This window comes from Streptosporangium sp. NBC_01469 (assembly GCF_036227305.1).
Classification (GTDB): Bacteria; Actinomycetota; Actinomycetes; order Streptosporangiales; family Streptosporangiaceae; genus Streptosporangium.
This window is the reverse complement of sequence record NZ_CP109465.1, coordinates 1,614,386-1,639,323: the sequence shown is the minus strand read 5'-3', so window position 1 is coordinate 1,639,323 and position 24,938 is coordinate 1,614,386. Positions and strand designations below refer to the sequence as shown.

Sequence of the window (24,938 nt, the reverse complement as noted above, 5' to 3'; positions counted from 1 at the left end):
TCAGCGCCGGTGCCTGCCGCGGGGCCCGGCGGCGGACCCGGTGCCGGGGCCGATGCCGGGGCCGCCGGGCGGAGGAGGCGGAGGGCCGTGGTACGGCCCCGGGGCGGGACCGGCGGGAGTCTCGGGGACGGGGGGCCGCGTCATCGCGGCGAGCACGCTGTTGCGCCTCCCGTACACCAGGTAGACCAGCACGCCGAAGGCCATCCAGATGATGAAGTACAGCCAGGTGATGAGCTGGAGGTTCACCATGAGCCACAGACAGGCGAGGATCGAGGCGATCGGCACGCCGGGAGAGAACGGGGTGCGGAACCCCCGCGGCAGGTCCGGCATCGTCTGCCGCATCCTGATCACCCCGCCGGCCACGACGATGAACACGAACAGGGCACCGATCACGACCAGCGGTTCGAGCGTCAGCACGTCCACGAACTCGGCCAGCAGGATCGCGAGGAAGCCGATGATCAGCGTGACCCTCGTCGGGCTGCGGTAGCTGCGGTTGATCTTGGAGAGCGAGCGGGGGATCAGCCCGTCGCGCGCCATGGAGAACATCACGCGGGTCAGGCCGACGAGCAGCACCAGGACGACGGTGGTGAGGCCGAGCACCGCCCCGATGTTGATGACGTGCACCATGAAGCCCTCGCCCGCGTCGCGGAAGGCACTGGCGAGCGGCGCACCCGCGTCGATCCTGTCGTACGGGATCATCCCGACCATGACCACCGCGACCGCGATGTAGATGACCGTGGTGAGCACCAGCCCGCGGATGATGCCCTTCGGGATCGACCGCGGGGCGTCCTCGGCCTCCTCCGCGGCGGTGGCCACGACGTCGAAGCCGATGTACGCGAAGGTGATGGCCGCCGAGGCGGCGAAGATGCCGAACCAGCCGAACGCGCCCGTCTGGCCGAAGAGGATGCCGAGCAACGGGGAGTGCAGGGTGTCCTCGGCCTGTCCGGCGGGTGCCGCCGGCACCGGGATGGCCGCGAGGTTGCGCTGGTCGAAGTGGAGGGCGCCGACCACGATGACCGCGCCGATGGCCAGCAGCTTGGCGACCACGATGATCCACAGGGTGCGCAGTCCGACGCGGGCGCCCAGGGCCACCACGGCGGTGAGGGCCGCCAGGATGAACAGCGTGAACAGGTCGAAACCCGTGCTCTGGCCAACCATGCCCGCGACCGTCTCGGGAAGGTTCACGCCGAGGTCGGTGAGCATCTGGGCGGCGTAATGCGACCAGGCGCGGGCCACCACCGCCGCGGCCAGGAGGAGTTCCAGAATCAGAGCCCAGCCCACGACCCAGGCCCAGACCTCGCCGAAGATGACGTAGGCGAAGGTGTAGGCGCTTCCCGAGGTCGGCATGGCGGAGGACAGCTCGGCGAAGCAGAAGGCCACGAGCAGGCTGGTGATTCCAGCGATCATGAAGGAGAGGATCACGCCGGGTCCGGCCATGCTCGCCGCCTGGCGCCCGGCGAGACCGAAGATGCCCGCGCCGATCATGACACCGACGCCGAGGACGACGAGGTCCGCCCCGCGATAGGCCGTGGGAAGGCCGTGGCGCGCACCGGTCCATCGGTCGGTGGCATGGCTCGGCGGCATGCGGCGAACGATCGAGGGGGAAGGGCCTTCGGACACGATGTGACCAATCGTGGTGGGCTGATAACCCTATATTGTGGGACTCGTTTCACAGTGCCGCAGGGGAGTTCCGCAGGACAAGGGCTATCCGATCACGTCGTGGACACCACAGTGTCACGTCCGGATCACCTGTCCGGGCACCGCCCGTCACCTGTGAACCACCCGCCGCCCCGGCGGGCACCCGGCCGTCTCAGCCGCCGACCACCAGCCACGCCGTGCCGTACGCCCGCGTCGACAGGGTGACCAGCCGGGCCGCCATCCACAGCCCGAGCGCCAGCCAGAGCGCGACCAGGCCGCCGCCCTGGAGGTCCACCAGGAACGCGGCGGGCAGGTAGGCGATCGTCGTCCACACCCCCGCCCAGGCGAGGTAGCGCCGGTCTCCGGCACCGATCAGCACGCCGTCCAGCACGAAGACCACCCCGGCGACGGGCTGCAGGGCGGCCACCACCCAGAGCAGGTCGAGCAGCTCCGCGGTGACGACGGGACCGGCGTCGAACACCGTGGGCACGAACGGCCTGGCCAGCACCACGAGGAGGCCGAGCAGCACGCCCGAGCCGACCCCCCAGGTCACCATCCTCCCGGTCGCTCCGCGGGCTCCCGCCACGTCGCCGGCGCCCAGGGCACGGCCGGTGATCGCCTGCCCGGCGATGGCGATCGCGTCCAGGGCGAACGCCAGCAGGGTCCAGATCCTGATGGCGACGGTGTGCGCCTCGATCTGCTGCTCTCCCATGTGGGTGGCCGCGGCGGTCGCGACGGCCAGCACCACCTGAAGGCACGCCGTACGGATGATCAGAGCGATCCCGGCCGAGCCCGCCGCCCGTACGCCCGCCAGGTCGGGACGGAACGGCGCGCGGTACCGGACGAGGATCAGGAGGAGGTAGACGGCGGCGGCGAGCGACTGGGCCAGCACCGTGCCCCAGGCCGAACCCGCGATCCCCCAGTCCAGTCCCAGGACGAACACGACGTTGAGCACCGCGTTCAGCGCGAAGGCCCCCACCGACACCAGCAGCGGGGTCGCGGTGTCCTGCATGCCGCGCAGCACACCCGTGCCCGCGAGCACCAGCAGCATGGCCGGGACGCCCAGCAGGCTGATCCGCAGGTAAGTCACCGCCTGCCGGGCGAGTTCGCCCTCGGCGCCGAGCAGGTGGACCAGCGAGGGCGCCAGGGGCCAGACGACCACGATGATCGCCACTCCCACCCCGGCGGCCAGCCAGAGACCGTCCACCCCCTGCCGCAGTGCCCGCCCGGTCTCGCCCGCCCCGATCTGCCGGGCCACCGCCGCGGTCGTGCCGTACGCCAGGAAGACGCAGAGCCCCACCAGGAAGCTCAGCACCGTGCTCGCCACTCCCAGGGCGCCGAGCGCGGGGGCGGGCAGGCGGCCGACGACGACGGTGTCGGTCAGCAGGAACAGCGGTTCGGCCACCAGGGCGCCGAACGCGGGCAGCGCCAGCCGCAGGATCTGCCTGTCGTGGTCGCGACCGGATCGACCGGATCGGCCTGGCCGATCAGACCGGCCGGGCCGAGCGGATCGAGGGGTAAGAGGCACCTGTCTATTGTGCCTCTTACCGCCGGGTGGATCTTCGGCGGGATGAACCCGTCAGGGCATGCCATCTGGGGCGACTTTCGGCGTGTCGCCCCAACTTTCTTTTCTCCACAGGCGGTGGATGACGTTTTCCCTGGTCAGAGGGTTATGCACAGCTGTGGACAAGAGTTATCCACAGAACTGTCCCCAGGGTGCCCACACCTCTGGGGAAGAAGTGCACAGCTTATCCACACCTCTGTCTACAGGCCGCGTTGCCAGCTGGGCGCGGAGCCGCGAAACTGTCACACCGACCGGCTACAAATAGAGATAACGTAACTGTGTTCGAAAGAGGGGGTGTGTGGTGAGCATCGCGGAACCGCCGGTCTTCGAGCCGAGATTCGAGCGCACCCCACCGAACAACATCGAGGCCGAGCAGTCGGTCCTGGGCGGCATGCTGCTGTCCAAGGACGCCATCGCCGACGTGGTCGAGATCCTGCGGTCCGACGACTTCTACCGTCCGGCCCACCAGATCATCTACGACATCATCACCGATCTCTACGGCCGGGGCGACCCCGCCGACGCCGTCACCATCCTCGACGAGCTGCAGAAGCGAGGCGAGGTCGCCAGGATCGGCGGCGGCGCCTACCTCCACACGCTGACCGCCGTCGTCCCGACCGCGGCCAATGCCGGTTACTACGCGAGGATCGTCCGCGAGCAGGCCATCCTCCGCCGCCTGATCGAGGCCGGCACCCGCATCGTCTCCTACGGCTACGGCGGCCAGGACGAGGAGGTCGACGACCTCGTCGACCGCGCCCAGGCGGAGATCTACAAGGTCACCGAGCGCCGCACCTCCGAGGACTACATCCCCCTGGCCGACATCATGCCGGGTGCCCTCGACGAGCTGGAGGCCATCGGCGGCCGGAGCGGCCAGATGGTCGGAGTCCCCACCGGCTTCCAGGACCTCGACTCCCTCACGAACGGCCTGCACCCCGGCCAGATGATCGTGGTGGCGGCCCGTCCCGCCATCGGCAAGTCGACTTTGGGACTGGATTTCGCGAGATCTGCCGCTATCAAGCACGGCATGACGACCGTGGTGTTCTCGCTGGAAATGTCGCGCAATGAGATCACGATGCGTCTGCTGTCGGCCGAGGCGCGGGTGTCGCTGCAGGCCATGCGCTCGGGCACGATGAGCGACGACGACTGGGCCAAGCTGGCCCGGCGAATGGGCGAGGTGGCCGAGGCCCCGCTGTTCATCGACGACTCGCCCAACATGTCGATGATGGAGATCAGGGCCAAGTGCCGCCGTCTCAAGCAGCGCAACGACCTGCGGTTCGTCATCATCGACTACCTGCAGCTGATGTCCTCGCCGAAGAAGACCGAGAGCCGCCAGAACGAGGTCTCCGAGATCTCCCGGGCCATCAAGCTCCTCGCCAAGGAGCTGGAGGTCCCGGTGATCGCGATTTCCCAGCTCAACCGTGGCCCCGAGCAGCGAACGGACAAAAGGCCCATGGTTAGCGACCTTCGCGAATCCGGAAGCATCGAGCAGGATGCCGACATGGTCATCCTTCTCCACCGGGAGGACGCCTACGAGCGCGAGTCGCCCAGGGCGGGCGAGGCCGACCTGATCGTGGCCAAGCACCGTAACGGCCCCACCGCCACGGTCACCGTGGCGTTCCAGGGCCACTACAGCCGTTTCGTCGACATGGCCCCTCACTAGACCTCGGTGTAGGGGCGCGATTTAGATGAGCACTGAGGTTTTCTCACCGATGAGCGTTCCCAGGATCCAGCGAGGTTGAGGGCCGGATGGGTGGTTCGGGGTTTCCTGTGTGGGGTCCTGCGGTGTGCCGTTGTGCGCTTACTCAGTCCACGTCCGACTGGCAGGAGTTCGTCAAACGCGTGGGGACACGAGAGCCCGAACTGTCGACGTGGGTTCGATCGAGGAGGATCAGTTCCGTTGACCGAGATCCGCGAAGGTCGTTCGGGTCCACTCGCCGCTTGGTCGGCGTTGTGGCGGTAGGAAGTGGGGCCAGCTGGTTGGGGCCGTCGCGCCACGATTGCGTCAGAAGGCTACTCGGGCCTTGTCCCGGCCAGCGTTCAGGGCTGATTGACCTTGTTGACGGTGGTGTCATCGGGGTCGAGCCGTCGCCCATCTGCGGAGCGGACCTCTAGCACGCGCAGGGGCCGCCCGCGCTGTCGGTCGATCATCTCCGAATGCGGCTCATCGGGCTCGAAGAAGTGTCCCTCGCCCCACTGCCGCAGCGCCACGATGACGGGGAAGAGGTCTTTGCCCTTCGGCGTCAGAACGTACTCGTGGTAGGAGCTGCCGTCGGAGGCCGGGACGACGTCGAGGATGCCGCCGGCGACCAAGCCACGCAGACGCGTGGTGAGGATGTTCTTGGCGACGCCGAGGTTGCGCTGGAACTCTCCGAAGCGGCGGCTGCCGTCAAACGCGTCCCGCACGATCATCAAGGACCACCAGTCGCCGATCGCGTCGACTGATCGCGCGACGGGACAGTCACTGTCATTGAAACGCGTCCGCCTCACCATGACATCCTCCACATTCACATCGGTTGCAACATGCTACCAGAATGGTTACCGTCCATCTGGTAGCAAGATGAAACCAATCTTCGGGAGGACGCCGAGTGGCCAGTAACGACGAGACCACGACACCGCTGATCGCGGGCGCGAACGAGGGGACTCCCAGCCTCGCGCTACCCCGAGGCATCACCCTGCTCTTCGCCGTCGCCTGTGGAACCGCGGTGGCCAACGTCTACTTCGCGCAGCCCCTCCTGGTGACACTGGGCCGTGACTTCGCGATCAGCCCGGCGACACTCGGTGCCGTCGTCACCCTCACACAACTTGGTTACGGGCTGGGACTCTTCTTCATCGTGCCGCTGGGCGACCTGGTCAACCGCAGGCGCCTGATCATGATGCAACTGCTTCTGCTCGCGGCGGCGCTGACGGTGGTTGGCACCGCCACCGTCACGGCGCTCCTGCTTGCGGGTATGGCCGCCGTGGGACTCCTCGCGGTGGTGACCCAGACGTTGGTGGCCTTCGCCGCTTCGCTCGCCCCACCGGCGCAACGCGGACGCGTCGTCGGCCTCGTGACCAGCGGTGTGGTCACCGGCATCCTGCTTGCCCGTACGGTATCCGGTCTCCTGGCCGACCTCGCCGGCTGGCGCTCCGTCTACCTCGCCTCGGCGGCCCTCACCTGCGCGCTCGCTCTGGCACTGCACCATGCCCTGCCGCCCCGCCACACCGCCGCACCGTCCATGCGCTACGGGCAGCTCTTGCGCTCCACGATCACCCTGTTCGCACAGGAGCGCCTCCTTCGGCTCCGTGCCCTGCTCGCGCTGCTCATCTTCGCCGCCTTCAGCACTCTGTGGAGCTGTGTCGCGCTGCCGTTGAGCGCGCCTCCGCTGTCTCTGTCCCACACGGCAATCGGCGCGTTCGGACTGGCGGGAGCCGCGGGCGCCCTGGCTGCGACCGCGGCCGGCCGCCTCAACGATCGCGGGCTCTCCCAGCGGACCACCGGCATCGGCCTGGCCCTGCTCGTCGCCTCGTGGCTGCCACTGACCTTCGCCCGACAGTCACTATGGGCACTGGTGGTCGGCGTGATCGTCCTCGACCTCGCCGTGCAGGCGGTCCACGTCACCAACCAGAGTCTGATTTACACACTTCGCCCGGACGCGGGCAGCCGACTGATCGGCGGTTACATGGTCTTCTACTCGCTCGGCAGTGCCTTCGGAGCCATCGCCTCGACCGCTCTCTATGCGGTGGCCGGCTGGGGTGCCGTGTGCGCGCTGGGGGCCGCGATCAGCTGTCTCGCGCTTCTGTTGTGGGCGGGCACCCGGCCCTGTACCCCGGCCGCTGCCGACTGAACAGGCCAGCCGTGGCCCCCGGTGGTATGCATCATCGGTGCCGCCGAGGACGCCCCCTCCCCCTACCACCGACATGCCTGAACCGAGGACTCCACGTTGATCACCTACGCTGCTGCGCTCGACGTGCCACGCCACGTGGTGACGTACCTCGCCCGTCTGCTCGCGGCCCACCGCCGGCGGCTCGGAACGCCCAGGGGTTCCCGGGCCCTGGGGCCGTTCCGGCAGGCAGTACTGGTGCTGCGCTGGTTTCGCGAACGTGGCTGCGTCCACTGCCTTGCCCGCGACGCGGGCATCTCCCAGGCCACCGGCTACCGCTATCTCCACGAAGGCATCGATGTGCTCGCCGACCAGGCCCTGGACCTGTACGAAGTCCTGGACCGCTGTCGGCGTGAGGGGATGACACACGTCGTGCTGGATGGCACGCTGATCACCTCGGATCGCCTCGCCGGCACGCGGGAAAATGGCAACGACTTGTGGTTCAGCCAGAAGCACAAGGCATTCGGCGGCAACGTGCAGTTCCTCTCCGCCCCAGACGGCACCCCGCTGTGGGTCTCCGACGTCGAGCCCGGCTCCACCCCTGACATCACCGCCGCGCGCATCCACGCGCTGCCCGCCCTGTACAAGGCAGCGGCAGACGGCATGCCAACCCTGGCCGACAAGGGATACATCGGCGCGGGCATCGGCATCCATATCCCCGTCCGTCGCCCGAAGGGCCAGTCCGAGAGAGCACTCCACGTCGATACCCGTACGTTCAACTCTCTGCTGAGGCGCATGCGCGCACTAGGTGAGCGCGCCGCCGCCGAGCTCAAGCAACGGTGGCGCACCCTGCAGCACGTCACCCTCAGCCCCAGCCGGATCGGAGACATTGCCCGCGCGGCCCTGGTTCTCAACCGGATCTGGAAGTAGCACCGTTGAGAAAACCTCACTGACTTCGGTACTTGAGCACCGAATGAGCAATTGTTATCGCAAATGAGCAATGAGCAGCGCAGATCGGGTGGCTGATGTACAGCTTGTGAAAGGAGCACCACTTTGTGGTGTACGAGTCCGAATTTTCGGAGGAGTCATGGCCCCATCCCCGGCTGATGTGACCGTTTCAGTGCGTTCCGTGGACGGAGCAGAGGTCCACCGACCGTTGGCGGTCTTGGGGGCTGATCAGGTAATCGCAGGCAAGCCGTGGCGGGAGGTGCGTAGCAGACGCGGGCAGCGTCACTACGCAGGCTTCTACTGGTCGGCGACGACTGGCGGTTTCGTGCTGTACGAGAGCCGGTTGGAGCTGGCTCGGTTGCTGCTGGCTGATTTCGACTCCACGGTTGTCGGGATCGCCGCGCAGCCGTTTCTTCTTCGGGCTCGCATCGATGGGCAGTCGCGACGGCACGTCCCGGACTTCCTGCTCGTCCATGTCGACCACTCGGTCACCGTGGTCAACGTCAAACCGGCATCACGGCTGGCTGATCAGAAGGTCGCCGAGGCGTTGTCCTGGCCTGCCCGTCTGATCGAGGATCATGGGTGGGCACACGAGATCTGGACGGGCGAAGGTCTGCAGGTGCTGCTGGCCAACGTACGCTTCCTGGCCGCGGCCCGCCGTGCGGAGATTGTTCCCCCCGAAACGATCTCGATGGTTCTGGCCGCTCTGGTTCCCGGCGACACGATCCGCGCACTCACCTTCCGATTGGCTGAGTTCCTCACCCCGGATCAGATCAAACCGGCGGTGTTGCGGCTGCTGTGGCAGCAACGTCTGACCACCGACCTGGCGCAGGTTCTCGACGACGACAGCGTTCTGTGGGCCGCCGGATGAACGGGTGGGGCGTCCCGCTGCGGATCGGTCTGCGCGTGGAATACGACGGCAAGACATGGGAGATCGTCGAGATCGAGCCGCCCAGTGTGCTCCTAGCCGATCGCAGCGGCACCGCGATCCGGCAGGTATCGCTGGGGCATCTGCTGTCCTCCCCGCAGGCGCGTCTGCTGGTCGAGGGGGTGGGCGAACCACCTGAGGGCATCGGCGTGGAGCTGTCTAATCTGGCAGGCGGGAACCTTGACGCCGTGCGTGCTCGGATCGAACACGTCCAAGAAGTCCGTACCGGTTATCGGCTCGGCCACGAGGTCTTGGCGCGGCCCGGGGAACCACGCGAGCCCTACGCTCCGGGCGCTCCCAAGCTGGAACGCTATGCGGCCAAGGCCGCCGAGCTTGGCGTCGGGGTGTCCACGATCCGCCGATGGATCGCAGATTTCGACCGCGATGGACCTGAAGCACTCATCGACGAGCGCACACAGCGGCGACGTGATCCCCTCGGTGGGGCCGATCCGTTATGGCTGGACATGGCCCGCACGGTGTTGGCCGAACATGCTGATGCCAGCCGTCCCACCCAGAACATCGTGTTGTTGCGCATCCGCGCTCGCCTGGATTCCGAGCACGGTCACGGAGTCGTCGCCAATCCGAGTCCGACGCGGGCGCGGCTGTTACTGCGCGAACTGTCACGGGGATCTCATGCGTTCGGCGGCACGAAGACCAAGCGCTCGACCGCCAGCCGTCCCGCGGCGCCCTACGGCCGGCTGCGCGCGAGCAGGCCTGGCGAGTACGTCCTATTGGACACCACGTCGTTGGATGTCTTCGCGATGGATCCGATCACTCTGCGCTGGGTGAAGGCCGAGCTCACCATCGCGATGGACCTCTACGACCGGTGCATCACCGGTTTGCGGCTGACCCCGGTGTCCACCAAGGCCGTCGACGCCGCAGGCGTGTTGTTCGAGACGGTGCGCCCGCTACCGGACACGGTTCGCAACGGCATCACCTACGCGCAGACCTACCACGGACTGCCGAGGGGCATCGTCGTTGATGCCGACAAGCTGGTCGATGCCGACGGAGCTCCGCTGCTGCCCTCAGTCGCGGCCGAGACGATCGTGGTGGACCACGGCAAGATCTACCTGTCGGAGCAGTTGTTGTCGGCATGTCAGAGGTTGGGCATCTCCGTTCAACCGGCCAGGCCCTACCAGGGCAGTGACAAGGCTGCCCTGGAGCGGTTCTTCCGGACCCTGCGGGAAGGGCTGCTGGTCGGGCTTCCCGGCTACAAGGGCCCTGATGTCTACAGCCGCGGCCTGGCCGTGGAGCAGCAGGCGTTCTACTTTCTCGACGAACTCGAGGCGCAGATCCGACAGTGGATTGCGGAGGTCTATCACCGTGAGGCGCACGACGGGTTGTGCATCCCGGAGGTGCCGGGTCTGCACCTGTCTCCGTTGGACATGTATGGGCACGGAGTCAGCCGCGCCGGCTACCTGCAGATTCCCGCCCGCCCCGATCTCGCCTTCGACTTCCTCAAGGTGGAATGGCGCACCGTCCAGCACTACGGCATCGAGTACGGCGGGCTGCGTTACAACGGCCCGGTCCTGGCCGATCTCGCGGACACGACCAGCCCATACACGGGACGACATAGCGGCAAGTGGCCGTTTCGGGTAGACGCCGGCGACGTCAGCCGACTCTACTTCCAGCATCCGAGGACCCGCGGCTGGCATGCCCTGCGCTGGGAGCACGCCGAGGCCTGCCGGGGCCCGTTCAGCGCCGAAGCGCTCGCCTACGCGCGCCGGCTGGCCGCGGCCAAGCATCGTTTCCCCGATACCAAACGCGCGTTGATCGATCTGCTCGAACAGTGGGACGCGGGACTGACCCATAACCCAGCCGAGCGACGGATGGCCGTGCGTCTGTCCCACCAGCGCCTGCGGCTGGTTCCCGCCGACGCCCTCGTCGATGACGAGCCGCTGCCGTCGATCCCCTCCACCCTCGCGCGGCCGACCGGTCCCACGACCTCGCCACTCGCGCAGGTCCCCGGACAGGTCATCGAGGAGGCCGGTGACGATGACGGCGAGGAGGAGCTGGACGAGCCCTTCCCCGGTGAGCTACTGGTCGTCGACGAGGTCGAGGGCGACTTCTACCGCGACGCCATGGACATCACATGAGCGGCCGACTGCTCAATCAGGAGCGCCGCTACAGCCTGTCCACCAAACGCGGGTGGCGCCGATACGCCGAGAGTCCTGCGAGAGAACGGCCCGAAGTCCTGCCTCGCGCGCAGCTGGCCCAGCTGTCCACACAGGCCAGGGACGAGTACGAGGAATGCCGCGCGGTCTGGAACGCCAACATCGGCCCGATCCACACCCCGCAGCTACTCGATGTCCACCAAGACCTATGGAACATTCTGGCCAGCAACCGTGAGGATGGCGACAAACCGCGATTCCCCGCGGTCATCGACGCCTTTCCCGGCTTGGGCAAGAGCACCATCGCCCAAGCCTTCGGCCGTGACTACCACCGCAGGCAGATCGAGCTTTACGGCCAGCAGACCGTCGAAGGCCACGAACACATCCCGGTCGTGCGCATCCAGCTCACCGACGAAACCACCCGACGCGACTTCAACTCGATGCTCTGCCGGTTCTTCAACCTGCCCGGCTACGACAGCGGCAACGCCAACCATCTCGGCCACAAGGCCGCCGACGCGATCATGTCCTGCGGCAGCACCCTGATTCTCGTCGACGACGTGCACTTCTTGGATATGAGACGCAGGAGCGGCAGAGCCGTCGCCAACCACTTCAAGGCGTTGACCAACGACTTCCCCGTCACCTTCCTCTACGTCGGTGTGGGCCTGGAACGGCGTGGCCTGCTCGACGAGGGCCTGGCTCCGGGGCAGGAAGAACTCGCCCAGAACAGCCGCCGTTGGACTCCGCTGACGGTCGCGCCGTTCACCATCGACGACGAGCCCGGCAGAGCGACGTGGCGCAAGCTGCTGCTCACCATCGAAAAAGCTGTCGTGCTGGCCGACAAGTACCCCGGAATGGTCGCCGACGACCTGTCCGACGTCCTGTTCGCCCGCTCAACCGGCCATTTCGCGTCTCTGATGACGCTGATCAAGCGTGGCTGCGCGAAGAGCATCACAGAAGGCGAAGAACGGCTGACCGCTGAGATCCTCTCCAAGGTCAAGAACGACGCGGCAGCCGAGCGGGCTCGTACGGAACTGCAGGCCGCCATCGAGGGCGGACGATTGTCCAGTCGCCCGCGATCGTCTCGTGCACCGCAGTCCGGCAAGAGGCGGCCAACGGCATCGGTGACGACATGACACCGATTCTGGACACTGTCCCCATTCGGGTGCCACCGCTGCCCGGCGAAGCCATCGACAGCTGGCTGGAGGCCTATGCCCGGCGCTTGCAGTGCAAGGTCGGCGAGTTGATGGCGCTGGCGGGATTGGCCGCTCCGACTGGAGCCGCGTGGGCGAGCAGGCCGTGGACGGCGCTCAGTCAACCAGAAGACTTCGCGGCACTGAGCAGACTGACCGGCGTGCCGGTCGCGGAGCTGGATGCGATGACCTTCTCACGCTTCCACGGCACTCTCATGACCCTCGCGCCGACGGCTCGCCGTCACGGGCCGGTGCGGTGGTGGCCACATCTGACCGGTTCACGGTTTTGTCCCCTCTGCCTGCACCAGAGCGCCGGACGCTGGAAACTGCTCTGGCGACTGCCGTGGACATTCGCCTGCGTCGAACATCGGCGACTGCTCGCCGACACCTGTGATCGGTGCTCCCGGCGACCTCGCAGCAACTGGAACGGCCAAAAAGTATCGGCCTCGCAACCCGGCCAGTGCCGTGCACCGCTGCGCGCCGACCAGCTCCCGGTCATCGACCAGGCCGGCGCCCCTGCCGGGGATATGGGCATCTGTGGCCGATCGTTGGCTGAAACGGCGGCCCTCGTGCTTCCGAGCGATGGCCTGGTTCTGGCCGCCGCCCGCTATCTTGACGACCTCCTGCCTGGCACCGCCACCGCTCGGGCAGGAGCCGACCTGGTCGTCGAGCTCGACAATCTGCATGCGATCGCGCGTTCCTGCCTATCCGCGCTCGAACGGAGTACCTCAAGCGATCTACCCGACGTGGTCTGTGAGGTTCTCACCGAGTTGGGTACCGATTCAGGGGGGCTCCTCAACTCATCGCGGTCACGCCTGGGCCCACGCGACTACAACGCCCCGACGATGGCTTTCGCCATCGCCGTCGCGGTCGCCGCCCGCGCCGTCGAACCCGAGCACCTTGACCCACAGATCATGAAATGGCTGGCTCGCCACGAGATCCGCGACTCCAAAGCCGCAAGTCCGATGGTGAAGAGGTGGACCAACGCCGAGGCCGGACTTCAACAAACCATGCTGCGCGCTATCGGTCCCCGGCTGCGCATCGTGGACCGGCTGCGCTTCCAAACCGACGGGCCGGCCCCACAACCACCAGCCGAGCGAACCCACCTGCGGCGCGCGACGCAGATCCCTTCGCTGTTCTGGCCTGGATGGGCTCTTCGTCTGAACACCGGCGTCCATCAAGGACAAGGTCTGGCCTTTCGCGCGGAGCTGAGCATCGCACTCGTTCTGGTTGGCAACGACGCCAGCCTCCAGGAGGCCCACACCGCTTTGGGTGGATACGGCGCCACCTCATCCAAAGGCAACAGGTCGCTGGCATGGCTGACCCAGGATCTGCGGACCGAGAACAGCAGGCGCGGTTTCCTGGCCGCGCTTTGTCATCTTGGCGCCGGTCTGGACTCTCACGGCTGCCCGATCGACTACGCCCGCCGCCGTGAACTTTTCGCCACAGTCGATCTCGACCTCGATCTACTGCGCGATCATTTCGACCACGCCGGTCTACGACTGCCCTCTCCGGGCATGCTGCGGCATTACCAACTACGTGTCGTGGAACTCCTCACCGGCCACCATCCTCAATACCCAACGACGTCCACCCACGCTCCGCTGGACCACCGCCAGGCTCGCACCTACGAAGAAGCGACACTTCGCAACACCGGTGCGGTTTCGGCACACCTGGAAGACCAAGCGCAACGCATCCTGCACACTGCGGGAATCAGCGAACCCGTCAGCTGGGAGCCGCCGTTTGCTTGGGCACCCGGAGTCGACTGGCCCGGGCCCCACCCCGACGAGCTGGATGTCGCCACCCTGTGGGAGCTACTGCGAGCAGGTCAAAAGCCATCTGACGTCGCGCGAGCCCTCGGCACGAGCCCCGAACACATCTGGGTCGCGGCCCTTCGCCATCCCGAAGCGGCCGGACCTGGCCCGAGCCCCCGAGGCGGCAACGTCAAGATTCCTCGCTCGAGGCTCCCCGACGCCGCTCAGATCCAGCGCGGACGCGAGCAAGGACTCTGCCTCAGCGAACTGGCGGTCCGGTTCAATTGCAGCTACACCACCATCAAACGCCTGGCCAGCGCCTACGGGATCGCCTTTCCCGCAGGTGGCCAGCGAGCTTTCGTCATCGAACCAGCATGGCTACGTGATCAACTTGGGCCACAGCAGCGCACGCTCAAGGAAATCTCCGAAGAACTGGGCATCGCCAGCGCTCACCTAGCTGATCTCGCCCGCGAGCTGGACATCGAGATCCGAGCCAGAGGCTCAGAAAACTGTCGCCACCCCTTGACGCCCTACGGCGGACCCCGGGCCTTCCCACCTGATGTTTGGGCGGCCTTCTGTCGACGTCGTCCGAACCGTGACCCCCTATCGGCGTCTGAAAGCTGACCCCTGTCGTGTACTTGATTGTTACTGGTCATTGCTGGGATTGGCCGCTGGCACGCGGCCAAGGTCACGATTTTTGAGGCGGTAGCTGTCTCCCTTCAAGCTGATGACTTCGGCGTGGTGGACCAGGCGGTCGATCATGGCGGCGGCCACGACATCGTCGCCGAACACTTCTCCCCAGCGTCCGAAGGGTTTGTTGCTGGTGACGATCAGACTTGCCCGCTCGTAGCGGCTGGAGACCAGCTGGAAGAACAGGTTGGCCGCCTCGGGTTCGAAGGGGATGTAGCCGACCTCGTCCACGATCAGCACCGGGATCCGAGACAGCTTGATGAGCTCGCCCTGCAGCGTGCCGGCGGCGTGGGCGTCGGCCAGCCGGGCGACCCATTGGGCGGCGGTGGCGAAGGCGACTCGGTGGCCGGCTTGACAGGCCCGGATGCCCAACCCGATGGACAGATGGGTCTTGCCGGTTCCGGGCGGCCCGAGGAAGACCACGTTGTCCTTGGCGGTGACGAAGTCCAGCGTGCCCAGATGTGCGATGACCTCGCGTTTAAGAGAACGCTGGTGGTCGTAGTCGAAGTCTTCCAACGCCTTGCGGGCCGGAAAGCGGGCGAAGCGGATCCGGGCCTCGCCGCCGTGTGATTCCCGGGCGGCGACCTCGCGTTGCAGACACGCGGCCAGAAACTCCTCATGCGTCCACGACTCGGCCCTGGCCCGCTCAGCCAGCCGATCGATGGCCGCGGCCAGGGACGGGGCCTTGAGCACCCGGGTCAGATAGGCCAACTCGGCCGCGACGTTACGTCCACTGCTCGGCTGGGTTTGGGCGGTGGCCATCACGCCACCCCCTCGACGCCGAGCAGTGCATCGTAGTCACTCAATCGGCGCTGCTCGACCTCGACCTCGACCTCGACCTCGGCTTTGGCCGGGGCAGCGGCGGTGCGCAGGCAGGTGCGGCGCATCGCGGCAGCGGCTTGGGCATGCAGCGCATCGGTGATGGTCTGGTGCGGCGCCCAGCACCGCCGGTGGCGGCCCACCAGCTGCCCGCCGCAGGTCACGGTGACCTCCTCCAAGTCGGCGACCACCTCCACCAGGCGGCCGATCACCGAGGGGTGCACCGAGTAGTCACACGAGGCGACACGCACATAGTGATCACGCGCCAGCCGAGTCGAGGTGCGCCAGCCAACGGCCGGCGCGACCGGTGGCAACGCCACCATCGCCGCCAGGTCGACGTGCAGCCGATCCAGCGGCCGACACTGGATGCGCCGGTGATGACGGCTGTTGGCCTGGGGGAGCCAGTTGGCCAGTTGGGCGTTGAAGTCCTGCGGGCAGGCAAACTCCCTGCCGGGCAGAAACGAGGTCTCCAGATAGCCGTTGGCCCGCTCCACCATCCCTTTGGCCTCGGGATCGCCCGGCCTGCATTGCAGGATGCCCACTCCCAGCGCTCCGCGGAAGGCGTTGGCATCCGCTGTGAGCTGCGGTTTGCCGCCCCGCCACCGGCCGATCGCGCTCTCGTTGTCCCATACCAGCGTCTTGGGCACCGCGCCCAGCTCCGACAACAAAGCCCAGTGTCCGGCGAACAGATCCCCCGCGGTGCGCGAGGGTAGCATCCGGGCCATCATCCACCGCGAGTAGCCGCTGACCATGACCAGCACCGGCGGGCTGGCCAGATGCCCGGCTCCCACCGCCACCTTCACCGGCGGGAACCACAGATCACACTGGGCCAGCTCGCCCGCTTGATAGGCGGTCCGCGACGCCGGATCGACCGGCTTGAACTGCGGCCGCAGCACACGGATTCGGTCTTTGAGGACCGTGAGCGACCGCGTCCAGCCGATCCGCTCGGCGATCACCGTCGCGGGCATGGTCGGAAACTGCGCCAACAGCGCCCGGATCTGCGGCTCGGCCGCGTCCACGATCGATCCCTTGCTCGGCCGCTCATACTTCGGCGGGCTGTCGGCCGCCAGCGCCCGTTTCACGGTGTTCTTCGAGATGCCCAGATGCCGAGCGATCGCCTTGATCGGCATCGCCTCGGCTCGATACAACCGGCGGATCTCCGCCCAGTCCTCCACCTTGATCACCCTCCAGAGTGACTACAAGGGGGTCACCATTCGGCCGTCGCCAGGGGGTCACCGTTCGCGCGTCGTCAACACCTTCCAAGGGACGCACGGTATCCGACGAATCCACCGCTTCCTGACAGCAACACAGCAGGCCACCTTGCGCCAGGCGGCTGCAGAAATCGGGATCAGTTCTGCGAATGTGCACGCTCTACTCAACGTTCTCGAACGCCGCACCGGTGTCCACCTACTCGAACGCAACGGCAAGAGACGAACCATGACTCTCACCCCAGCCGGACAGGCATTCGCAGCGAACGTTCGAGAAGTTCTCGAACTGCTCAGCCACCCGCCCCACGTCGAACCACGCGGATCAGAACCCATCCAATGGCTACGAGGAGGCCCCCGCCGTGACAGGCAGCCCAAAGATCCATCACCGAAGTCCCAGCCGAATGCTCAACTACCCCAGCACTCCACGCAGGAGTCAGTGCTCAAGTAGGTGCACCACATGCTCGCCACTGCTCACAACTACAGGATCCCTACACTCGCGGTTGTAGGGTCTCGCGCCGCGTGTCGCTTTCTCACCAGCGATGACACCTGGATCGCACAAGTGTGGGATGGTCCGGCGCGACAACACGACCTTTGGTGTTTCCGCAGGTCGCGGTGACCATCCACACAGGGAACCGGTCGACGCCGCCAAGGCGGTGGCCGCCGGGACCGGGCCTGGCGGGGCATCACGTGCACCACGTCGACGTCGGGGCTGCCAGAGGTTCGGGATGCCTGACAGCCGGCGCCGCGATGTGCCCACCGATGGACGGGATCTCCCCGGTCTCGGGTCGGGCGGCGAGCTCGGGTGTCTACAAGTTGGTTCGAGATCATTGACGATCCCTTGTAATGATCCTTATGGTTTGCCCAGATTGATCATTATTTGAGACGGGGGCGTTCTCATGCGGGTGATCGTGGGTTTAGTCGTTGCTGCCTTGGTCGCGAGTCTGGCACCTCCCTCACCTGCCGCACCACCGCGGGCCACCACCGCGGGCGCGGTTCCGGTCGCCGCCACGACGCGGACGCAGGCCGCGGAGAAACCCGTCACCAAGCGGCAGGCGCCCGCGCAGAGCGCCGACGTGACGTACGCGCACGATGCCAACGGCCGCGTGACCGGCGTGTTCGCCCAGCCGGGCGACGGCTCGAAGATCAGCCATGATTCCGCGGGCAACATCACGGAGGTCCGCGACCTGCCTGCCGGCACGCTGGCGGTCGCCCAGGTCTCCCCGCCCAACGCCGCTCCGGGCACCGGCGTGACGATCTACGGCACCGCGTTCGGCACGGACAAGTCCGCGGTGACGGTCTCCTTCGGCGGCACCACCGCGGCCCCCAGCGCCGTCACCGACCACACCATCACCGTGAAGGTCCCCGGTGGAGCCGCCTCGGGCGACGTCACCGTGACCGTCGGCGGCAAGTCCGCCGCCTGGAAGGGTTTCAAGGTCACCGGAGCCCCGCCCAAGCCCGATGTCTCCCTGACCGGCATCACGGTCGGCGACGCGGGAGCCGAGTTCGCCGTGTCCGGCGGCGGCTTCGACGAGGACAAGATGCGCAACGTCGCCTCGCTCAACGGATCGAAGATCCAGGTGACGCATGCCACCACGGGCGACCTGAAAGTCAAGCTTCCGCCGGGTCCCGCGTTCGGGCACCTGAAGGTCGTCAACCCCGGCGGTAGCGCGGTCTCCGCCGGTGACGTGGTCGTCCCGCCCGCGCCCTACCTGGCCGCCAACATCGGCACCGGTGGCGCGGTGCGGCTGGCCCAGCACACCCTCACCGCGGTCCAGGTCGGCGCGGCGGAGCAGATCGCGATGGCGCTGTTCGAGGTGGAGGCCGGCAAGCGCGCCATGCTCTACATGTCCGGCAGGACCTTTTCCGACTGCCTTCCCCTTACCGTGTACGGCCCCGGCGGAGCCACACTGCACAGCCAGAACATGTGCACGACCACGTGGGAATGGGAGTTGCCGGAAGGCTCGAAGGCCGGGACCTACGCCGTGCTGATCGACCCGAAGGACGCCCAGACCGGCAAGGTGGACGTTCTGGCCTCCGCCGTCGACGACGCCACGGCCGCGCTCGCCCTGGACGGGGCGCAGGGATCCCTCACCACGAGCCTCCCCGGCCAGCAGGCCGCCTTCACCTTCACCGGAACGGCCGGCCAGCGGGTCTTCACCAAGCTCGGCATGCCGGCCGGCACGAAGGTCTGCGACGTGACCGTCAGTGTGCGCGCCCCCGACGGCACCGATCTGGCGAAGGACACGTGCGTGTACGCGGCCGACTCCTTCCTCGACAACGTCACGCTGCCGGCAGCCGGCACGTACCGTGTGGTCGTCGATCCCAAGGGCCTGGTCACCGGCACATACAAGGCGGCGGTGCTGAGTGTGCCCGCTGATGTGGTGGTGGCGACCTCGCCGGACGCGGCTGCGGCCTCGGTGGCGATCGTCAAGCCGGGTCAGAACGGGGCGGTGACGTTCACCGGTACGGCGGGGCAGCGGGTCTTCACCAAGCTGACCGTTCCGGCGGGCGCGCCCTCCTGCGCCCTGGACGTGCGGCTGCTCAAGCCGGACGGCACCGAGTTGGTCAAGAACGCCTGCCTTTACCAGGCGACCGACTACTTCGACACGGTCACTCTGCCCGCCGACGGCGCCTACCGGTTCACGGTCAACCCCAAGGACGCCTGGACGGGCACGCCGACGCTGCAGGTGCTGAGCGTGCCCGCTGATGTGGTGGTGGCGACCTCGCCGGACGCGGCTGCGGCCTCGGTGGCGATCGTCAAGCCGGGTCAGAACGGGGCGGTGACGTTCACCGGTACGGCGGGGCAGCGGGTCTTCACCAAGCTGACCGTTCCGGCGGGCGCGCCCTCCTGCGCCCTGGACGTGCGGCTGCTCAAGCCGGACGGCACCGAACTGGAGGGGAGCTCCTGCGTCTACCAGGCGGCCGACTACTTCGACACGGTCACTCTGCCCGCCGACGGTACCTACCGGTTCACGGTCAACCCCAGGGATGCCTGGACGGGCACGCCGACGCTGCAGGTGCTGAGCGTGCCCGCTGATGTGGTGGTGGCGACCTCGCCGGACGCGGCCCCGTCCTCGGTGGCGATCGTCAAGCCGGGCCAGAACGGGGCGGTGACGTTCACCGGTACGGCGGGGCAGCGGGTCTTCACCAAGCTGACCGTTCCGGCGGGCGCGCCCTCCTGCGCCCTGGACGTGCGGCTGTTCAAGCCGGACGGCACCGAGTTGGTCAAGGACACCTGCGTCTACCAGGCGACCGACTACTTCGACACGGTCACTCTGCCCGCCGACGGCGTCTACCGGTTCACGGTCAACCCCGAGGACGCCTGGACGGGCACGCCGACGCTGCAGGTGCTGAGCGTGCCCGCCGACGTGCAGAAGACGGCGACCGTCGGCGGGCCGGACGTCGTCGTCACCACGACCAAGGCCGGACAGGACTCGGTGGTCACCTTCACCGGCACCGCCGGGCAGAGCGTCAAGTTCACCATGGTGGACGAGACCTACACGAGCTGCCTCACCACGGAGCTGTTGCCGCCCACCGGTGCGCGCCTGTGGTCCGCGTGCCTGTCCAAGAACGGCAACCGCACCACCACCCTGACGGTTGCCGGCGCCTACACCCTCAGGATCAGTCCCAAGGACGCCGAGACGGGGTCGGCCACCATCCGCGTCGCGTCCGCGGCCACCGTCGCGCGTGCCGGCAAGCAGGCCGCGAAACCCGCCAAGACGGACCAGGAGGCACTACCCGACGGAGTCGAGCGCGGCGCGCCCGTGGCGACGTTCACCGCGAAGAGGTCCAAGGCGGCGAGCCTCACCGGGGTCGTGAAGACCACCGCGGGGCTGCCGCTGCCCGGCGTCACACTGCGCGCCGACGGCCGCGAGGCCCGCACGGACGCCAAGGGCGCCTTCCGCCTCACCGACCTGCGCCAAGGCGTGCGCCTCCTGCGAATCGACGGCCGTAGCGCCTCGACGGGCAAGCTCACGTACGGCGTGTTCGACGTGCAGGTGCCGCTCAAGGCGGGCGGCAACGAGTTGTTCTACACGCCGTACCTGCCTGCCCTGGACACCGACTACGAGATCGAAATTCCCTCGCCGACCACCGAGGAGGTCGTGCTCTCCAACCCGGGCGTGCCCGGCCTGGAGGTGCGCATCCCGGCGGGCGTGACGATCGAGGACGCCGACGGCAAGCCTGTACGGCGGGTCGGCGTCACCCCGATCCCGGTGGACCGCACGCCTATCCCCATGCCGGACGGCGTGCGCGTACCCGTCTACTACACGGTCCAGCCCGCGGGAGGCCGTCTGGTGGGCGGGACCGCCCGGATCGTCTACCCGAACTACCTGAAGCTCCCGGCGGGGCAGCGGGTCAACTTCTGGCACTACGACAAGAGCGGCGAGGGCTGGGAGATCTTCGGCGCGGGCAAGGTCGATCAGGCCGCCCGGCAGGTCGTCCCCGATGCGGGCACGGCCATCTCCGACTTCGACGGCGCAATGATCAACGTGCCGGGCAACGAGGAGCCGTTGGGGAAATGGCTGCTGAAGTTCATGAACTCCGCGGGCGACCCCGTCGACCTCGGCAGCGGACTGTTCACCCTGAGCCAGACCGATCTCATGGTGGACGATGTCATGCCGCTGACCGTCAACCGCGGCTACAACCCGGGCGACACCCGCAAGCGCTCCATGGGCATCGGGAGCAACGACCTGTACAACATGTACCTGTCGTCGCGTAAGCAGTACGAGGAGGCCGACCTCAACTTCCCCGACGGGTCCCAGGTGCACTACGTGCGGACCTCGCCGGGCACCGGGTTCTGCGACGCGGTCTTCGAGGCACGCGACACCTCGCCGGAGTTCACCGGGTCCGGCTTCCGCTATGTGGGCGAGTGCAACAGGGGCTTCTGGCATCTCAAACTGCGCAACGGCATGACCTACGTCTTCGGCGACGAGGCGCCGTTGCAGGAGATCCGTGACGCGCAGGGCAACACCGTCAAGATCCTGCGCAAGTACAAGAACAGCTTCGGCAGCTACCTCGGGCCGATCACGGAGGTCCGCTCGCCGAACGGGTTCTGGCTCAGCTACTCGCACGACGCCGCCGACCGGGTCACCAAGGTGGAGGACAACGCGGGCCGTTCGGTGACGTACGACTACGAGGGCGACCGGCTCAGGACCGTGACCGGCCCGACCGGCCACGCCACCACCTACGGCTACGACCCCGCGGGCCGGATGAACGCCATCACCGACGCCCGCGACCACACCTACCTGACCAACGTCTACGACGCCAACGGCAGGGTCGCCACCCAGACGATCCTCGGTCAGGGCACCTACGTCTTCGCCTACACCCTCGACGGCTCGCGAGTCGTCGCCACCCAGGTCACCGAGCCGGACGGCGCCGTACGCAAGACCACCTACGACAACCTCGGTTACCTGGTCACCGACACCCAGGCGGCGGGCACCGGCCGCGAGCACACCATCAGGATCACCCGCGACCCGGACAGCGACCTGCCCAGGACGATCGACGACGGCCTCGGCCGCACCACGACGATGACCTACGACCCCGCGGGCAACCCCTCGGAGCTCAAGGGCGTGGCAGGGTCGGCCACCGTGACGGGCCGGGCCACCTACCAGGGCACTCCGTACGGCAGGCCGGACACGCTGACCGACCCCACGGGAGCCGTCACCCGCTTCGAGTACGACGCGCACGGCAACCCGGAGAAGATCACCGACGCGAACAGCCGTACCTGGAAGACCAGCTACAACACCCAGGGCCGCCCGCGCACCCAGACCACCCCGCAGGGGCGCGTCACCACCTACGACTACATCGACGGTGCTCTGAGCACGGTGACCGACCCGGAGGGACGCAAGACCCGCTTTATCCGGGACGCGGCCAATCGCGTGATCGAGACGATCGCCCCTGACGGGACCTCCACCGAGCGGGTCTACGACGCGGCCGACATGCTCAGGTCGGTCACCGACGCGGGCGGCGACGAGACGGCCTTCGACTACGACGAGAACGGCAACATCACCTCGGTCGAGGACGCCCGCGGAAAGATCACCTCCTACCGCTACGACACCGCCGACAGGCTGCTCGAACGCATCGACCCGCTCGGTGCGAAGGACACCTTCGCCTACGACGGCATGAACCGCCTGTCCACGGTCACCGACCGGCGCGGCAAGATCACCGAGTACCGCTACGACGAGCTCGGCCGCGCGACCTTCACCGGCTTCGGCAAGAACGGCCAGGGCTTCGAGTCGACGCAGAGCGTCCAGTACGACGACAGGGGTCGCATCCGCGAGCTGACCGACAGTACCGCCGGCGCGGGGAAGATCACCTACGGCTACGACGACCTCGACCACCTGACCTCCGAGACCAGCTCGGCGGGGAGCGTCGGTTACACCTACGACGCGGCCGGGCGCCTGAAGTCCATGATCGCCTCGGGCCAGCCGGCGGTCGGTTACGACTACTTCCCCAACGGCCTGCTCAAATCGGTCACCCGAGGCGCGGTCAGCACCGTGTACGGCTACGACGACGACGCGAGGATGACCTCCAAGTCACTGCCCGGCGGGATCACGGCCGCCTACGGCTACGACGACTCGGGCCTGCTGACCTCGATCGGCTACAAGCGGGGCACCGCCGGCGTCGGCGACGTGGCCTACGAATACGACCAGGTCGGGCGCCGGACCCGGATGCACGGCGCCCTCGTGCGCGCCCAGCTCCCCGCGCCCGCGACCGGCCTCACCTACGACGACGCCAACCGGCTGACCGGCAACGGCGGCAGGACCCTGGGCTACGACCCGGCCGGCAACCTGACCTCCGACGGAGTCTTCACCTACACCTGGAACGCCCGCGGCGAGCTCGTGTCGGTGTCGGACGGCAGCGTCACCACGACCCTGGGCTACGACCCGGCAGGGCGCAGGGTCGGCAGTACCACGGGCTCCGACACCACCCGCTTCCGCTTCGACGGCGACGCCCTCATCGGTCAGAGCGGGCCGGGCGGGGCGGAGGTCTCCTTCCTCAACGGCTTCGGCCAGGACGAGGCCCTCGCCAGGATCAGCGGCGACGGCCAGGTCCAGGGACTGCTCCCCGACGCGCTCGGTTCCACACTGGCCCTGACCGACGGCTCGGGCCAGATCACCACCACCTACGGCTACGACCTGTTCGGCGCCACCACGTCTTCCACGGCCAACGACCCCAACACCGTGCGCTGGACCGGCCGGGTCTCCGGCCCGCCGATCCCCGGCGGGCTGCAGGACAACAGATCCCGCCTGTACTCCCCGTCGCTGCGTCGTTTCGTCTCCGAGGACACCATCGGCTTCGGCGGCGGCTACAACCTCTACGAGTACGCGCTGGGCAACCCGGTTGACTACACCGACCCCGACGGCACGATCCCGCCGCAGCTGGTCGCCGCCGCGGGCGCATGCGTCGGCAACGGCCTGATCAACACCGTCGCCGGTGCGCTGCTCGGCCGCAAGCACTCCTTCGGCGACTACGCCCGGGGCTTCGGCAAGGGCTGCCTGGAAGGCGCCCTGGGCTCGATCACCTTCGGCGGCACCAAGTTCGCCCGCTTCGGCAAGTACGGCGACGAGGCGGTGGAAAGCGTCGGCAAGACCTGCCGCCTGACCAGCAGCTTCGTGCCAGGCACCAAGGTGCGGATGGCCGACGGCAGCGCCAGGGCCATCGAGGAGGTGGCCGTCGGAGACCGGGTCCTGGCGACCGATCCCGCCACCGGGCAGACGAGCTCGCAGCCGGTCGTGGCCACCATGACCAGCCAGGGCGCCAAGGACCTGGTCAAGGTGGGCATCGCGGGCGGGGTGCTGGTCGCCACCGACAACCACCCGTTCTGGGTGCCCGCGCTGAAGACCTGGCTGCCCGCCTCCGCGCTGCGGCCGGGCATGTGGCTGCGTACCTCGGCGGGCACCCTCGTCCAGGTGTCGGCGGTGGAGACCGAGCATCGCGACAGTCAGCGTGTCCACAACCTCAGCGTGGACGGTCCGAACACCTACCACGTGGTCCAGGGCGGGACCGATGTCCTCGTCCACAACAGCCCGCGTCCCAAGTACCCCTGCGGTTGGCTGTCCCCGTCGGAGTGGGCCAACTCCGTCAAGCGCGAGATCCGCGACAGGTACCGTGGCGACACCGGCTTCGAGAGCGGGCGGCACGGCGAAGGCTTCAAGGCCGCCGCCAGGGATCTCGAACGCTTCATCAGGGAGCACCCGGGTATGCTGCCTGAGGTCGAGAGGGAGCTGCGCGCCACCGCCAAGCGCTGGATGGCCAACGGCAGATCCACCGGCCACTCCGGAGGATGGTGA

14 protein-coding genes are annotated in these 24,938 nt (G+C 67.7%); 9 read left to right on the top strand and 5 right to left on the bottom strand.

All coding sequences use genetic code 11. The features are described from left to right. Together OG587_RS07260 and OG587_RS07255 are read right to left on the bottom strand one after the other, a co-directional pair. A complete protein-coding gene (locus OG587_RS07260) occupies positions 1-1,584 on the bottom strand; it encodes an APC family permease (RefSeq protein WP_329088034.1) in 1,584 nt (527 codons plus the stop codon). A gap of 226 nt (positions 1,585-1,810) precedes the next feature. Beyond that, positions 1,811-3,166: an MATE family efflux transporter gene (locus tag OG587_RS07255; RefSeq protein WP_443075497.1), complete on the bottom strand. Its 1,356-nt coding sequence runs from the start codon at positions 3,164-3,166 to the stop codon at positions 1,811-1,813. Positions 3,167-3,503: 337 nt separating this feature from the next. On the opposite strand from OG587_RS07255, the gene dnaB reads away from it, so the two are divergent. Further along, positions 3,504-4,859, top strand: coding sequence for a replicative DNA helicase (gene dnaB, locus OG587_RS07250; RefSeq protein WP_329088032.1), 1,356 nt, complete (start codon positions 3,504-3,506; stop codon positions 4,857-4,859). Between the two features lie 377 nt (positions 4,860-5,236). Here the strand turns inward: dnaB and OG587_RS07245 are convergent, their stop codons facing one another. Further along, the gene (locus OG587_RS07245; RefSeq protein WP_329088030.1) at positions 5,237-5,689 is read right to left on the bottom strand and encodes a winged helix-turn-helix transcriptional regulator; all 453 of its coding nucleotides are present in this window, start codon (positions 5,687-5,689) and stop codon (positions 5,237-5,239) included. Between the two features lie 95 nt (positions 5,690-5,784). On the opposite strand from OG587_RS07245, the gene OG587_RS07240 reads away from it, so the two are divergent. The 6 genes from OG587_RS07240 (at position 5,785) to OG587_RS07215 (ending at position 14,551) form a co-directional block, all read left to right on the top strand. Then, a complete protein-coding gene (locus OG587_RS07240; protein ID WP_329088028.1) occupies positions 5,785-7,023 on the top strand; it encodes an MFS transporter in 1,239 nt (412 codons plus the stop codon). Positions 7,024-7,119: 96 nt separating this feature from the next. Beyond that, on the top strand, positions 7,120-7,929 hold the full coding sequence (locus OG587_RS07235; protein ID WP_329088026.1) for a transposase family protein: 810 nt from the start codon (positions 7,120-7,122) through the stop codon (positions 7,927-7,929). Positions 7,930-8,128: 199 nt separating this feature from the next. Continuing rightward, the gene (locus OG587_RS07230) at positions 8,129-8,818 is read left to right on the top strand and encodes a TnsA-like heteromeric transposase endonuclease subunit (protein ID WP_329088024.1); all 690 of its coding nucleotides are present in this window, start codon (positions 8,129-8,131) and stop codon (positions 8,816-8,818) included. Positions 8,819-8,853: 35 nt separating this feature from the next. Continuing rightward, complete coding sequence (locus OG587_RS07225; RefSeq protein WP_329088022.1) at positions 8,854-10,971, top strand: helix-turn-helix domain-containing protein; 2,118 nt, start codon at positions 8,854-8,856, stop codon at positions 10,969-10,971. After that, positions 10,968-12,119 (top strand): ATP-binding protein, encoded by a 1,152-nt coding sequence (locus OG587_RS07220; protein WP_329088021.1) that lies wholly within the window; start codon positions 10,968-10,970, stop codon positions 12,117-12,119. Before OG587_RS07225 ends, OG587_RS07220 begins: the two co-directional genes overlap by 4 nt. After that, the gene (locus tag OG587_RS07215; protein WP_329088019.1) at positions 12,116-14,551 is read left to right on the top strand and encodes a TniQ family protein; all 2,436 of its coding nucleotides are present in this window, start codon (positions 12,116-12,118) and stop codon (positions 14,549-14,551) included. Before OG587_RS07220 ends, OG587_RS07215 begins: the two co-directional genes overlap by 4 nt. Before the next feature lie 21 nt (positions 14,552-14,572). Here the strand turns inward: OG587_RS07215 and istB are convergent, their stop codons facing one another. Together istB and istA are read right to left on the bottom strand one after the other, a co-directional pair. Then, positions 14,573-15,379 carry an IS21-like element helper ATPase IstB gene (gene istB, locus OG587_RS07210; protein ID WP_329093758.1) on the bottom strand — a complete coding sequence of 269 codons (807 nt, stop codon included), beginning with the start codon at positions 15,377-15,379 and terminating at the stop codon, positions 14,573-14,575. After that, positions 15,379-16,620 carry an IS21 family transposase gene (gene istA, locus OG587_RS07205; RefSeq protein WP_329083819.1) on the bottom strand — a complete coding sequence of 414 codons (1,242 nt, stop codon included), beginning with the start codon at positions 16,618-16,620 and terminating at the stop codon, positions 15,379-15,381. Before istA ends, istB begins: the two co-directional genes overlap by 1 nt. Here istA and OG587_RS47070 point away from each other — a divergent pair. Both OG587_RS47070 and OG587_RS07200 read left to right on the top strand, forming a co-directional pair. Continuing rightward, positions 16,532-17,092 carry a LysR family transcriptional regulator gene (locus OG587_RS47070; protein WP_443075609.1) on the top strand — a complete coding sequence of 187 codons (561 nt, stop codon included), beginning with the start codon at positions 16,532-16,534 and terminating at the stop codon, positions 17,090-17,092. The genes istA and OG587_RS47070 overlap by 89 nt on opposite strands. A 481-nt stretch (positions 17,093-17,573) precedes the next feature. Next, entirely contained in the window at positions 17,574-24,938 is a 7,365-nt protein-coding gene (locus OG587_RS07200; RefSeq protein WP_329088017.1) for an RHS repeat-associated core domain-containing protein, read from the top strand.